The organism is Arthrobacter sp. LAR12-1-1.1 (genome assembly GCF_040676555.1).
In the GTDB taxonomy this organism is placed as follows: domain Bacteria; phylum Actinomycetota; class Actinomycetes; order Actinomycetales; family Micrococcaceae; genus Arthrobacter.
Genome location: NZ_JBEGIG010000056.1, coordinates 173,902 through 186,774, shown reverse-complemented (window position 1 = coordinate 186,774; position 12,873 = coordinate 173,902). Strand labels below are relative to the sequence as shown.

The following is a 12,873-nucleotide window of genomic DNA, read 5'->3' as shown; positions in this document are numbered from 1 at the left end:
TACTGTTTACCCTGCTCGGTTTAGCGCGATTCGGCTACTGGGCTATCGTTACTGGCCGGTGCCGCAGACCTGGCCGTAGGTCTGGCCTGCCGCGGTGTAGTCGGCCTTCATTTCCTCGAGCTTGGCGGTGTCCGGGGCGGGCTTGGCCGACTCGTCAAAGTATTCGATGATGGTCTGCAGCGGTGCCCGCAGGTCCTCGGAGGCCGCCGCCTTGATGGGCCGCAGCTGGTTGGCAACTCTGGTCATGCCGGCCTTGTCCGACGTGGCCGACTGGGCGGAGACCACGGTCTTGACCCGGGCGCAGGTTTCCTCGTTGGTCAGCTGCGGCGTGGCCGAGCAGCCGGCCGCGCCGAGCAGCGCTCCGGCGGCAATCAGAACGGTCAGGGTTTTCTTCATGGTGTACTCCGGGGTTCTACGGGTCGGTCATTATGGCAAGACTGGCGATAGGGCAAGGATTTCGAGTCTACTGCGGCGGCGGGCTCAGAGGACATCGACGCCGCCGAGCTCCATCTCGGCCACGGCGTCGTCCAGGTCTTCTCCGATTCCGACCGTCAAACCGCGCAGCACCGTGACGGAATAGCCGGCCTGGACGGCATCCAGGGCGGTCGCCTTGACGCAGTAGTCCGTGGCGATCCCCACCACCACGATGTCCTCAACGTCGTGGCTCTGCAGCCAGTCATCCAGACCGATCGCATCGTCGCCAACGGCGAAGGGACTCAATGCTTCGTCGGTGTCGGTGCCGGTGCCGGAAACAGGCATGGCACCGGGCTTGCGGTCCCCGGTGGGGACGTCGTCCTCGGGGGCCAGGAGCCCTTCGAAGCCGGAGTATGCCGCGGCGAACTGGCCTTTGCGGAAGTACGCCTGGATGTGTTCGGGATCGAGATCGGGATGCAGGTCGGCCCCGCGGGTGCCGGCCACGCAGTGCGGCGGCCAGCTGTCCACGAAATCAGGTTCCTCCGAGAAATGCGCACCGGGTTCGATGTGCCAGTCCTGGGTGGCCACGACGTGGTCAAACTGGCCATGGTGTGCGTCAACGTACTCGCTGATCTCCCCGGCGAGGTTCGCCCCGCCGGGGACGGGCAGGGCACCTCCCTCACAGAAGTCGTTTTGGACGTCAACGATGATCAGGGCGCGGGACATTTAGTCCTCCTCGTAGATGGTGGGGATTGCCGCCTCGCCGCGCTGCAGCCGGTTGACCACCGCGGGAAGCTCCCGCATGGTCTCCGCGTGGCGCCGGCGTGCGCGCTGGACCCCCTCGGGGCCGGTCCACCCGGGCAGGAGCTCGCCGTTCTTGACGAAGTGCTCCAGCAGCGGACGGTCGTTGCCGTCGTCCTCCGGGTGATGGCCTACGCCGACGATTTCAGCGGTGGCGGTCCCGCGCTCGTTGAGCTTGCGCAGCGCGTACTTCCGGCCGCCCTTGCTGGCCTTGTTCTTGGCGGCTTTGGCGACGGAGATGAAATCGCCGTCGTCGTCGGTGCGGCTGACGAGCTTGTACACCATGCTCGCCGTCGGTGCACCGGAACCGGTCACCAGCGAGGTGCCCACGCCGTAGGAGTCCACCGGAGCGGACGCCAGCGCCGCGATGGCGAATTCGTCGAGGTCTGAGGTCACCACGATCTTGGTGTGGTCGTTGCCGAGTTCGTCGAGCAGTTGCCGGACCCACTGGGCCTGGGCCACGAGGTCGCCGGAGTCCAGCCGGACGGCGCCCAGCTTGTCCCCGGCGAGGTCGACGGCGGTGCGGACGGCCGTTTCGACGTCGTACGTGTCCACCAGGAGGGAAGTGTCCGGCCCGAAGGCGGCAATCTGGGCCTCGAAGGCCTCACGCTCGGTGTCATGGAGGAGGGTGAAGGAATGGGCGGCCGTGCCCACCGTCTTCAGCCCGTAGCGCAATCCGGCCTCCAGATTGGAGGTGCTGTCGAACCCGGCAATGACCGCGGCGCGGGCGGCGGCGGCCGCCGATTCCTCGTGCGTCCGGCGGGACCCCATCTCGATGCACGGACGGGTTCCGGCCGCGGAGATCATCCGGGAGGCGGCCGAGGCGATCGCGCAGTCATGGTTGAGCACGGAGAGCAGGTACGTCTCAAGGATGCAGGCCTCGGCGAACGTGGACTCCACGATCAGCACGGGGGAGTTCGGGAAGTACGCCTCACCCTCCGGGTAGCCCCAGATGTCGCCGGAAAAGCTGTAATCGGCCAGGTACTCCAGGGTCTGGTCGTTGACCACCTTGGTCCGGCGCAGGTAGTCCAGTTCAGGCTCGCCGAAGCGGAAGTTCGCGATCCCCTCCAGCAGCCGGCCCGTGCCTGCCACGATCCCGTAGCGGCGCCCGTCCGGCAGCCTCCGGGCAAAGGCCTCGAAGACCGATTTCCGGTGGGCTGCGCCGGACTGCAGAGCACCCTGCAGCATGGTCAGCTCGTAATGGTCGGTGTACAGGGACGTGCGGGGACGGTCCCAGCCAGCGGAGGTACTCACAAATTCACTCTAGTGTGCATCCCCATAGAATGGACAGATGACCCTCAGCGTTGCGCTCGGCCCCGACACACGGGAGAGCACCCAGACCGGAACAGTGACGTCCGGCGACGTGCTGACCGCCCCGGACATCCCCTGGAACCTCGTGATCTGGAACGATCCCGTGAACCTGATGAGCTACGTGAGCTACGTGTTCCGCAGCTATTTCGGCTACTCGGAGGCCAAGGCCAACAAGCTCATGATGGAGGTCCACAAGAAGGGCCGCTCGATCGTGGCGCACGGCAGCAAGGAACAGGTGGAGCAGCACGCCGTCGCCATGCATGGCTACGGCCTCTGGGCGACGGTGGAAAAAGCCACGGGCGGCAACGCGGGCGGCTCCGGCAAAGGCAAGGGAAAACGTGGCTAAGGCATTCAAGTACGGGCTCAAGGGCATCAAGGGCTATCTTGAGCCGGCCGAGCGGGAACTGCTGCGCAGCCTTTTTGACGACGTGATCTCCATGCTTGAACCCGAGGTGCGCGCCAACGAGGACCCGCTGGCCGCCCTGGTGGGCCTGGACACCGAGGCCCGCGAACCCTCGGACCGCGCCATGCGGCGGCTGCTGCCGAACGTGATGAAGAACGACGACGACGCCTCCCTTGAGTTCCGCCGCTACACCGAGCGGTCGCTGCGCGAAAACAAGATCGGCGCGCTGAAGGCGGCCGCCCTGAGCCTGGACCGGGACGACCTCGTCCTGACCCCGGACGACGCCCGGCACTGGGCCACCGCGCTCAACGATGTCCGGCTGGTGCTGGCCGAACGCCTCGACATCCGTGACGACGCCGACGCGGACAACGTCCACCTCATGCAGGACTGGGCCCAGGCCGAGGACGTGGAAAGCTACCTGGCCCTCGTGTACAACTTCACCACGTGGCTGCAGGAGTCGCTGGTCCAGGCCATGGTGCACTCGCTCGATGCCCGGCGCTGAGCGCGGGCGTGTGACCCATGAGACACGAGTTGCACGCCACAATGTGATGGCCGCCCCCGGGGGGAAGCCCTATCCTCGAATAATCATGACTTCAGCATCGAGTATGGATCCGGCAGTGGCTGCTGCGGACTCCCCAGCGAGCAGCACCGCAACCGGCCCCACGGGCCCCGAACCGGCATCAGAGCTGGGGTCGCGCCCCATTGGCGTCTTCGACTCCGGCGTCGGCGGCCTCACGGTGGCCCGGTCGATCATCGACCAGCTGCCTAACGAATCCATCCTCTATGTCGGGGACACCGCGCACGGGCCCTACGGGCCCCTTCCCATCGCCGAAGTCCGGGCAAACGCCCTCGGCGTTATGGACGAGCTCGTGGATTCCGGCGTGAAGCTGCTGACCATCGCCTGCAACTCCGCGTCCGCCGCCGTGCTGCGCGATGCCCGCGAACGCTACACCGCCCGGTACGGGATTCCCGTGATCGAAGTGATCCAGCCAGCCGTGCGGCGCGCCGTCGCGGCAACCCGCACGGGCCGGGTGGGCGTGATCGGGACCTCGGCCACGGTGGGCTCCCGCGCCTACGAGGACACCTTTGCCGCGGCCCCGGACCTGGAGATCACGTCGGTGGCCTGCCCGGCGTTCGTACCGTACGTGGAGGCCGGAATCACCACGGGACCGGAACTGCTTGCCGTCGCCCGCGAGTACCTGGCACCGCTCAGGGCCGCCGGGGTGGACACCGTGGTGCTCGGCTGCACCCACTACCCGCTGCTCACCGGTGTGATCTCGTTCGTCCTGGGCGAGGACGTCACCCTGGTTTCCAGCGCCGAGGAAACGGCCAAGGACGTCTACCGGGCTTTGGCCTCCCGGGGCCTCGAGCGCACTGACGCCACGGCTCCCGAGCACAATTTCATCGCCACCGGCGACGCCGCGCAGTTCGAGCACCTCGCCCGGCGCTTCCTCGGCCCCGAGGTCCTTAGCGTGCGCCACGTGGACCACGTCGCGGCGCAGTACCCCACCGGCAGCCTCGCCCGGATCACCCCCGAGATGATCGCCGCCGCCCAGGCCGTCACGGGACGGCCGCGAATCTCCAACTTTGTGGGCGGATCCGCAGGCGGGGGAACACTGCTGTGAAGCTGACCATCGTGGGCTGTACCGGGTCCTTCCCGGGGCCGGGCTCGCCGGCGTCGTGCTATCTGCTGACCGCCAACGACGGCGAGCGGAACTGGAAGATCGTCCTGGACCTCGGCAGCGGGGCGCTCGGCGCCATCCAGCGCTACACGGACCTGGAGGACATTGACGCGATCTTCCTCACGCACCTGCACCCGGACCACTGCATGGACCTGTGCGGGCTCCACGTCGCCGTGCGCTGGAAGCCGGGCGGCTGGGGACGGGGCAGGATTCCGGTGTGGGGGCCTGCCGCCACGGCCGACCGGATGGCCACGGCGTACGGCCTGGACCTGGATCCGGGCATGCACGAGGAGTTCGACTTCAGCAACTGGTCCGAGCGCAAGCCCGTAACCGTCGGCCCGTTCACGGTGACGCCCTATGCGGTGAACCATCCGGTCGAGGAGGCCTACGCCCTCCGCGTGGAGGTCACCGAACCTGCCACGGACGGCACGCCCGTGACCCGCGTCCTGAGCTACTCCGGTGACACGGACTCCTGCGCGGGCCTGGAGGACGCCGCCCGCGACGCCGACCTCTTCCTTTGTGAGGCGGCGTTCGAGGAAGGCCGCGACGACGAGATCAAGGACGTGCACCTGACCGGCAAGCGGGCGGGGGAGGCCGCCGTCGCCGCCGGGGCGCGCCGACTGCTGCTGACGCACATTCCCGTCTGGACGTCCCCCACGACCGTCATGGCCGAGGCCAAGGACGTCTTCGGCAAGGACGTGGCCGTCGCCGTTGCGGGTGTGCACTACACCGTCTAGCGGGCGTTGAAGCCTGCACTGGCCTCCCGTGCCAACCGCCGGCGCGGGCGGGACCGGGTGAGTCGATAAGCTAAAGGCATGACTTCCCAAGCTCCCAGTGTCCCCGTCATCCGCGCCGACGGCCGTACTCCCGACCAGCTGCGTCCGATCAGCATCACGCGCGGCTGGTCCAAGCAGGCCGAGGGTTCGGCCCTGATCGAGTTCGGCAACACCCGGGTCCTGTGCACGGCCTCCCTGACCGAAGGCGTGCCGCGCTGGCTCAAGGGCGAGGGCCGCGGCTGGGTCACCGCCGAATACGCCATGCTGCCCCGGGCCACGAACACCCGGTCCGACCGTGAGTCCGTCAAAGGCAAAATCGGCGGCCGCACCCACGAGATCTCCCGGCTGATCGGCCGCTCGCTGCGCTCCATCATCGACACCAAGGCCCTCGGCGAGATCACGATCGTGCTGGACTGCGATGTTCTGCAGGCCGACGGCGGCACCCGCACCGCGGCCATCACCGGCGCGTACGTGGCACTGGCGGACGCCATCCGGTTCGCCCGCGAGAAGAAGATGATCGCCCGCAACGCCGAGCCCCTCATCGACACGATCGCCGCGGTGTCCGTCGGCATCATCGACGGCGTCCCGATGCTCGACCTGCCCTACGTCGAAGACGTGCGCGCCGAGACCGACATGAACGTCGTGGTGACCGGCTCCGGAAAGTTCGTGGAAGTCCAGGGCACCGCCGAGGGCGCGCCCTTCGACCGCGACGAGCTGAACAAGCTGCTGGACCTGGCGCTGCTGGGCACCGAGCAGCTCGCCGCCATCCAGCGCGACACCCTGGCGGAGGCCCCGTGACGGAGACTCCCTCCGCGGACCGGCCGGCAGCTGACGGCCCGGCCCCGAGGCTCGTCCTCGCCACCCATAACAAAGGAAAGCTCCGGGAACTCCGCGAGCTGCTGCGCGGCCAGGTGCCCGGGCTCGACGTCGACACGCAGGTGGTGGACGCTGGCGCCGTCGGCGCCCCCGACGTCGCCGAGACCGGCGTAACCTTCGCCGAAAACTCGCTGCTGAAGGCGCGGGCCGTGGCCGAGGCCACGGGACTCGTGGCGATCGCCGACGACTCCGGACTTTCCGTGGACGTGCTTGGCGGCGCGCCCGGGGTCTTCTCGGCCCGCTGGTCCGGCCGGCACGGCGACGACGCCGCGAACCTGCAGTTGCTGCTCGCCCAGCTGGCCGACGTGCCGGATGAGTACCGCGGTGCCGCGTTTGTCTGTGCCGCGGCGCTCGCGGCGCCCGGGTCCTCGCCCGACGGCGGCCGGGAGGTCGTGGAGTACGGGCAGCTCGAAGGGACTATCTTGCGGGAGCCGCGCGGGGAGGGCGGCTTCGGCTACGACCCCGTCCTGCAGCCGAGCGGGCTGGACCGCAGCTGCGCCGAGCTCAGTTCCGAGGAGAAGAACGCCATCAGCCACCGGGGCCATGCGTTCCGGGCGCTCCTCCCGGCCATCGTCGAGGCCCTGGCCGGGAAGTAGCCGGCTGGAGTGGCCACGCCAGGCGCAGAACGAAGGAAGGCGCCCCACGGTGGGGCGCCTTCCTTGTTTACTGCGGTGTCCACAGCTGCGCTTACTGCGGCACTGCGCTAAGTCCTGGGCTACGGGGTCCGGCGCTCTTCTTCCGGCTCGTGCTCTTCGATGAACTCTTCCACGACGTCCGTGCCGTACTTCTCGGCCTGCCGCTTGGCGATGGCACCCCGGATGACCTCAATGGCGATCGGGATCACGGAGACCAGCACGATGGCGATGAAGATGATGTCCAGGTTGTCCTTGACCCACGGCACCTTGTCCCCGAGCAGGTAGCCGAGGAGCGTGACGCCGCCGCCCCACAGCACCGCGCCGATCACGTTGTAGGTGAAGAATTTGCGCTTGCTCATCTGCGCGACGCCCACGATCACCGGGACGAAGGTGCGGATGATCGGGACGAACCGGGCCAGGATCAGGGCCTTGCCGCCGTGCTTTTCGAAGAAGGCATGCGCGCTATCCACGTTTTCACGCTTGAACAGCTTGGAGTTGGGCCTGTTGAACAGGGCAGGACCCGCCTTGGACCCAATCAGGTAGCCCACCTGGTTGCCGACAATCGCGGCGACGATGATGAGCGCGGTCAGGACCCAGATGTTGACCTGGATGGTGCCGGTGGCCACAAGCAGCCCGGCCGTGAACAGCATGGAGTCCCCGGGCAGGAAGAAGCCGATCAACAGCCCGGTTTCGGCGAAGATGATGCCGCAGATAAGGAGGACCACCCACGGCGCGAAGGCCGGATTCGCCAGGAAAACCTGCGGGTTGAGCCAGTCGGGCAGGAAGGAGGCCAGCTGCGGCTGGACGGGGCCGGCACCGCCAAGGGCGGACACGGCGAGGTCGCTCATTGCTATTACGTTCACCCGTTAAGGGTACTTGACGGCCGCCGGCCGGACCCGGGGCCCGTTCCCGGTGCGGGGGCCGCCGCCCGCAGGCGGTAAAGTTGGGCCGTGACTTTGGACTTTACGGCGATCGACTTTGAGACCGCGAACGGCTTTCGCGGTTCGCCGTGCGCTGTTGGCCTGAGCAAGGTCCGCGGCGGCGTCGTCGTCGAGGAAGCCTCCTGGCTCATGCGGCCACCGGAAAACCATGACACCTTCGATCACCACAACGTCCGGATCCACGGCATCCGGCCGGACCAGGTGGCGGGACTGCCGCGGTTCGGGGAACTGTTCCCGGAGATCGGCGCGTTCATCGGCGGTGACGTGCTGGCGGCCCACAATGCAGCGTTCGATCTCGGCGTGATCCGCTCCGGCCTGGAGGTGTCCGGGCTGGCCGGACCCGCCTACGACTACGTCTGCACGGTGATGTTGTCCCGGCGCTGCTACTCCCTGGTGTCCAATTCCCTGCCCTACGCCGCCGAGGAAGCCGGCGTCCCGCTGGTCAACCACCACGACGCCGCCGAGGACGCCCGTGCCTGTGCCGGCATCCTGATCGACATCGCCGCCCGCAACGGGGCGGCGAGCATCGCGGAACTCTATCTGTCGCTGGGAATGGCGGTGTCGCACCAGCCCGCGTTCGACCCCCGGCACGACCCGCTGTCCAAGGCCACCCTGGCCGCATTGGATGCGCTCGCGCAGGGGACTGCCGGCGCACCTGTTGGCCGCCGGTTCGTGGCCGGGTGGCCGGAGGAAGGCCCCAACCCGGTGCCCAACGCCGCCGCCAGCCCCGACCATCCGCTGTTCGGCCAGACCGTCGTGTTCACCGGCGAACTGGCGATTCCCCGGCCCGTTGCCAAGGTCCGCTCCGCCGAACTCGGCGCCAGACCTGAAAGCCGGGTCACGGCCCGCACCACCGTCCTGGTGGTGGGTGACGGCTTTGTGGCCGCGGACCTGCGCTCGGGCCGGCTCACCGGCAAGGCGCGCCGCGTCCTGGAACTGCACGAACGCGGGCAGCGGATCGAGGTCTTGTCCGAGGGGGAATTCCTCCAGATGGTCGGCGGTCACCTGGCCGCAGCACCTGCCTGAACCGGTCCCGCCTGAACTGGTCCTGCCTGGAGTGGTCCTGCCTGGAGCGGCCCTGCCCGAGCAAGCAGTCACATGGCGCAACAATCATTCCCGCCACGGCGCGCCCGCTCGTAGCCTTGGCGGATGAGCAAACCCACGGATGCGCAGGCCCCCGCAGTGCCGTCGACATCGGTCCCGTCGACCCGCGGCATTGACTGGCGAAGGGTGTCCGCGTTCCCAAACCCGGTGAACGAATACGCAGCCCGGATCACCGCCGCCCTGGTGGTGGCGCTTTCCGCGGTGACCCTGCTGACCGGTTTCGGCTGGGGGCTAGCCATCATCGCGGCCGGGTTCTGGCTGCGCGTGCTGTTCGGCCCCCGGATCTCGCCCCTGGCCCAGCTCTCGGTCAAGGTCCTGACGCCTTGGCTCGGGCGGACCCGCCTTGTTCCCGGTCCGCCAAAGCGATTCGCCCAGGGCATCGGTGCCGCCGTGTCGACGGCGGCCGCATTGCTGCTGGCTGCGGGCCTCGCGCCTGCGGCGTGGGTCCTGCTCGCCGTGCTGATAGCCGCCGCGTCCCTTGAAGCGTTTGCCGGCTTCTGCCTCGGCTGCACCATTTTCGGCTTCCTGCAGCGCCGCGGGCTCATCCCCGCGGATGTCTGCGAAGCCTGCAACAACATCTCGCTCCGCGGCGCCTAGATCCGCCGAAGCTACGCGCCGGTGACGGCCGCCAGCCTCGCCGCCATGCCGCGGATGACCTCCGGCGCCTCGAGCGCCGCGAGCCAGTCTGCCGGCAGGCACCGCTCGCCGTAGAACGCCCCCAGGATGTTTCCCACGATCGACGCCGTCGAGTCGCTGTCCCCGCTGTGGTTCACCGCGACGGCGATCGCCGCGCGGAAGTGCGCCTGGGCATCGGCCTCGGCAGTGTTGACCTCCGCAGTGCCGGCGTCCGCCGTCGCCGTTTCTGTCCCGGTTTCCGGGGCGGTGGCAAGCACGGCGTACAGCGCCACGGCCAGGGCTTCCTCGGCCACCCACCCCTCGCCGAGTTCGCTGACCAGGTCCTCGGGGCTGAGCGCGCCACCGCCGCCGGGCAGGTTGCCGGCCAGCCGCAGGGCCGCCTCCAGCCGTGCCACAACGTCCGGGTCCGGATCTTCGCCCTTGCGCAGGATGCCGCCGCGCAGGTGCCCGAGGGCCGATTCCGCCGCTTCGCGCAAACCGCGGCCGGAGGACAGGGCATGGATGACCAGGCTGAACACTCCTGCGCTCTGACGAGCCGCGGGGTGCCCGTGCGTCAGGGATGCGGCATCGGCACTGAGCTTGTAGACCATACCGGGTTCGAGGTGGGGGATCAGGCCGAACGGCGCCGAGCGCATCACGGTGCCGCAACCCTTCGAATCCGGATTGACCGGACGCTTCACGGTGCCCATCTCGCCCGTGGCGAGTCCGCTCAGGCACGCCTTGCCGGGCGAACGACGGATCTTCAGGACATCCTGGGCATCGATCCAGCGTGGCGGCTGGAACGGGGCCGACGCCGGCACCGCGACGCCCTGGGTGCCCAGCCAGCGCAGGTACGCGAGCCACAGGCACGCGTTGATGTCCGATGCCACGCCGTCGTTGGCCCATTCCAGTGCTTCGAGGAGGCCGTCCGCGGTGTACAGCGTCATTTGCGTGTCGTCGGAGAACGGGCTGCCGGCGTCGAGCGCGGAAAAATCCTGGAGGCCCGCGGGCCCGAACCGGGCGCGGATCGCGGAAATGTCGTCGAACTCGACGGCGTAGCCCAGCGAATCACCGAGCGCACCGCCCAGCAGGCAGCCGTGGATGCGCGAGCCGTGGGCCGGCGCGGGGGAGTGTGGCTGGCCGGGTGTTGGGGCGGGTGCGGGGCTGGTCCCGGGCTCGGTGCTCATGCCCTCAAATTTACCCGGCGCTGCCCCGCACTCTGCAATGCCGCCAACCCCCTACGGGGACTGACTGCCGGGGACATACTGCCGGGGACTGGTGCAGGGCGTCGGCGGATGCGGAACGCCGGTAGGGTGCTGTTAGGACCCGTCCAGCGGTCATGCGAAGCAACCGCCGGCGGCGTATCCGTCCGGCAGTGGAGGAAACGAATGCGCGAACCAGCGTGGCGGAAGACCGGGACCACTCCCGATTACAGGTTCTCCCTGGCCAACGAGCGGACGTTTCTGGCCTGGATCCGGACATCCCTGGCCCTGATTGCCGGCGCCCTGGCCATTGACCAGCTGGCCCCGGAAATCGCGCCCGGACCCGTGCGCATTGCGCTGTGCGTCATCCTCGCGTTCCTCGGCGCGGGCCTCGCCGCCCTGTCCTACCGCCGGTGGGGACTCATGGAGGCTGCCATGCGGAACAACAGGGAGCTGCCGTTCTCCGGAGTGATGCTGGTGATGACGATCGGCGTCTCGGCTGCGGCGCTGGTGTTCGCCGCACTGATCCTGGTGGCGCGGTGAGGCCACATGCGGCCCGGGACCCCGGACTGCAGCCCGAACGGACCTCCCTGTCTTGGCGCCGGACGCTGCTGACCCTCATCGTGGCGGACCTGCTGATCTGGCGCAGCTGGGCGCTCGCGGGGTCCCGGGGCGGCGCCACGGGACCCATTGATTTCCTTGGTGTCTGCGCGCTTGCCGCCATGGCCGCGACGGCCGTGGTGGGGGTGTGCGTGCTGGTCCGCGGGCGGGAGCTCCGGCGGTCCAACGCCGCGCCGCCGGCCGCGCTGCTGCGCTGGGCCGCCGCCGCCGTCGTGGTCCTTGCCGCCAGCGCCGTGGCCGCCGTGGCCCTGGGGCACTAAGCCGGATTCCAGCCAACATCCAGATTCCGCTGGCAGACTGCTGGCGAACCTATTCTCCGGGCGGCCGAGGCCGCACCGGACCACCGCCCGGCGGCGGGCCAGCGACGGCGCAACTGCAGCCCAGGGCGCGCCGCCACCAGCAAAGGAATCCCGACCATGACCTTGCTTGTGCCAGCCCGCGAGTCCGTTGGCGTCCAGCCACCGGCCGCCAGCGACGTTTCGCCCCGACCCCGACTCGTGGCCCGGCTCTCCGCCGAGGCGCTGGGGACCCTGATCGTGGTGGTCGCAGGCCTGGGCGTGCCGCTGTTCACCATTCCGCAGTCGAACCCGCTGCCCGCCGCCCTGGCTGCCGGCCTGGCGCTGACGGCGGCGATGCTGGCCGTCGGCTACGTCTCCGGCGGCCACTTCAATCCCGCCGTCACCGTGGGCAACGCCATCGCCGGCCGGATCCGGCTCACCGACGCCGCCGCGCACATCGGCGCCCAGCTCGTGGGCGCGGTGCTCGGGGCCGTTGCCCTGTTCGGCGTCCTGCGCACCGTGCCGACCATCAACGACAGCCAGGGCGCATTCGCCACTGTGGCCGCCGGATTCGGCGAGCACTCGATCATCCAGGTACCCATGGCCGGCGTCCTGCTCGTGGAAGTCCTCGGCACTGCCATACTCGTGGCCGTATTCCTGGCCACGACGGGCAGCCGGAATCCCGCCAAGGCGGCTGCACCCTTCGCGGTAGGCCTGACGACGGCGATGCTCCTGCAGTTGGGCCAGGCGCTGGGCAATGTTCCGTTCAACCCGGCCCGGGCCACGGCGTCGGCTATCTTCAGCGGCCCGGATGCGCTCGGGCAGCTGTGGCTGTTCTGGGTGGCACCGGTGGTCGGTGCGGCCGTCGCCGGGCTGGTTTTCCGCGGCTTCGACCTTTCCACTGTTCAGCCTGCCCAGACCACTGACCCGGCCGGCGCGGCGCTCGCCGACGCCGACTTGGACGACGCCGGCTTCGACGACCCCGAGCTGGCCGACGCCGAAGTGAACGGCCCAGCGCTGGCCGACGGCGTGGACCACGCCCACACGGGCGGCGCCGGGCACCTGGGCAACGGGAAGGCCGCCGCCGTCTCCGCTTCGCCCGCCCGCACCCGCGCCCAGGACGACGAAGCCCGCAGCTTCTTCGACCGCAAGGGCGGAAAATAACCACACTCGGCCACGATCACCCTGAGTTGACCTCCGTCACCCTCCCGGGG

Annotated in this window: 16 protein-coding genes; 11 read left to right on the top strand and 5 right to left on the bottom strand. The window is 69.1% G+C overall.

The annotated features are described in order from the left end of the window. Nucleotides 1-48 precede the first annotated feature (48 nt). The 3 genes from MRBLAR12_RS20795 to MRBLAR12_RS20785 all read right to left on the bottom strand — a co-directional run bounded on the left by MRBLAR12_RS20795 (nucleotide 49) and on the right by MRBLAR12_RS20785 (nucleotide 2,469). The gene (locus tag MRBLAR12_RS20795; protein ID WP_229993838.1) at nucleotides 49-396 is read right to left on the bottom strand and encodes a hypothetical protein; all 348 of its coding nucleotides are present in this window, start codon (nucleotides 394-396) and stop codon (nucleotides 49-51) included. Between the two features lie 84 nt (nucleotides 397-480). Then, nucleotides 481-1,140, bottom strand: coding sequence for an isochorismatase family protein (locus MRBLAR12_RS20790; RefSeq protein ID WP_229993839.1), 660 nt, complete (start codon nucleotides 1,138-1,140; stop codon nucleotides 481-483). Next, a complete protein-coding gene (locus MRBLAR12_RS20785; protein WP_229993840.1) occupies nucleotides 1,141-2,469 on the bottom strand; it encodes a nicotinate phosphoribosyltransferase in 1,329 nt (442 codons plus the stop codon). Between the two features lie 37 nt (nucleotides 2,470-2,506). On the opposite strand from MRBLAR12_RS20785, the gene clpS reads away from it, so the two are divergent. The 6 genes from clpS to rdgB all read left to right on the top strand — a co-directional run bounded on the left by clpS (nucleotide 2,507) and on the right by rdgB (nucleotide 6,859). Continuing rightward, complete coding sequence (clpS, locus tag MRBLAR12_RS20780) at nucleotides 2,507-2,872, top strand: ATP-dependent Clp protease adapter ClpS (protein ID WP_091559570.1); 366 nt, start codon at nucleotides 2,507-2,509, stop codon at nucleotides 2,870-2,872. Beyond that, on the top strand, nucleotides 2,865-3,431 hold the full coding sequence (locus tag MRBLAR12_RS20775; protein WP_229993841.1) for a DUF2017 domain-containing protein: 567 nt from the start codon (nucleotides 2,865-2,867) through the stop codon (nucleotides 3,429-3,431). Before clpS ends, MRBLAR12_RS20775 begins: the two co-directional genes overlap by 8 nt. Before the next feature lie 85 nt (nucleotides 3,432-3,516). Next, the gene (murI, locus tag MRBLAR12_RS20770) at nucleotides 3,517-4,554 is read left to right on the top strand and encodes a glutamate racemase (protein ID WP_414645553.1); all 1,038 of its coding nucleotides are present in this window, start codon (nucleotides 3,517-3,519) and stop codon (nucleotides 4,552-4,554) included. Continuing rightward, entirely contained in the window at nucleotides 4,551-5,348 is a 798-nt protein-coding gene (locus MRBLAR12_RS20765; RefSeq protein WP_229993842.1) for an MBL fold metallo-hydrolase, read from the top strand. The genes murI and MRBLAR12_RS20765 overlap by 4 nt, the downstream gene beginning before the upstream one ends. Nucleotides 5,349-5,426: 78 nt before the next feature. After that, entirely contained in the window at nucleotides 5,427-6,185 is a 759-nt protein-coding gene (rph, locus tag MRBLAR12_RS20760) for a ribonuclease PH (RefSeq protein WP_090581458.1), read from the top strand. Then, nucleotides 6,182-6,859 (top strand): RdgB/HAM1 family non-canonical purine NTP pyrophosphatase, encoded by a 678-nt coding sequence (rdgB, locus tag MRBLAR12_RS20755; protein WP_229993843.1) that lies wholly within the window; start codon nucleotides 6,182-6,184, stop codon nucleotides 6,857-6,859. Before rph ends, rdgB begins: the two co-directional genes overlap by 4 nt. A gap of 119 nt (nucleotides 6,860-6,978) precedes the next feature. Here the strand turns inward: rdgB and MRBLAR12_RS20750 are convergent, their stop codons facing one another. Beyond that, nucleotides 6,979-7,746, bottom strand: a complete 768-nt coding sequence (locus MRBLAR12_RS20750) for a VTT domain-containing protein (protein ID WP_229993871.1) — start codon at nucleotides 7,744-7,746, stop codon at nucleotides 6,979-6,981. A gap of 102 nt (nucleotides 7,747-7,848) precedes the next feature. Between MRBLAR12_RS20750 and MRBLAR12_RS20745 the strand changes: the two genes are divergently transcribed. Then, a complete protein-coding gene (locus MRBLAR12_RS20745) occupies nucleotides 7,849-8,865 on the top strand; it encodes an exonuclease domain-containing protein (RefSeq protein ID WP_364748084.1) in 1,017 nt (338 codons plus the stop codon). Nucleotides 8,866-8,988: 123 nt separating this feature from the next. Continuing rightward, nucleotides 8,989-9,540: a DUF4395 domain-containing protein gene (locus tag MRBLAR12_RS20740; protein ID WP_229993845.1), complete on the top strand. Its 552-nt coding sequence runs from the start codon at nucleotides 8,989-8,991 to the stop codon at nucleotides 9,538-9,540. Nucleotides 9,541-9,551: 11 nt separating this feature from the next. On the opposite strand, the gene MRBLAR12_RS20735 is transcribed toward MRBLAR12_RS20740, so the two are convergent. Next, a complete protein-coding gene (locus MRBLAR12_RS20735; protein ID WP_229993846.1) occupies nucleotides 9,552-10,745 on the bottom strand; it encodes an ADP-ribosylglycohydrolase family protein in 1,194 nt (397 codons plus the stop codon). A 201-nt stretch (nucleotides 10,746-10,946) separates the two neighbouring features. Between MRBLAR12_RS20735 and MRBLAR12_RS20730 the strand changes: the two genes are divergently transcribed. The 3 genes from MRBLAR12_RS20730 to MRBLAR12_RS20720 all read left to right on the top strand — a co-directional run bounded on the left by MRBLAR12_RS20730 (nucleotide 10,947) and on the right by MRBLAR12_RS20720 (nucleotide 12,823). After that, nucleotides 10,947-11,303 carry a YidH family protein gene (locus MRBLAR12_RS20730; RefSeq protein WP_229993847.1) on the top strand — a complete coding sequence of 119 codons (357 nt, stop codon included), beginning with the start codon at nucleotides 10,947-10,949 and terminating at the stop codon, nucleotides 11,301-11,303. Next, nucleotides 11,300-11,641: a DUF202 domain-containing protein gene (locus MRBLAR12_RS20725; RefSeq protein WP_229993848.1), complete on the top strand. Its 342-nt coding sequence runs from the start codon at nucleotides 11,300-11,302 to the stop codon at nucleotides 11,639-11,641. The genes MRBLAR12_RS20730 and MRBLAR12_RS20725 overlap by 4 nt, the downstream gene beginning before the upstream one ends. A gap of 156 nt (nucleotides 11,642-11,797) precedes the next feature. Next, entirely contained in the window at nucleotides 11,798-12,823 is a 1,026-nt protein-coding gene (locus tag MRBLAR12_RS20720; protein WP_229993849.1) for an MIP/aquaporin family protein, read from the top strand. Nucleotides 12,824-12,873: the final 50 nt, after the last annotated feature.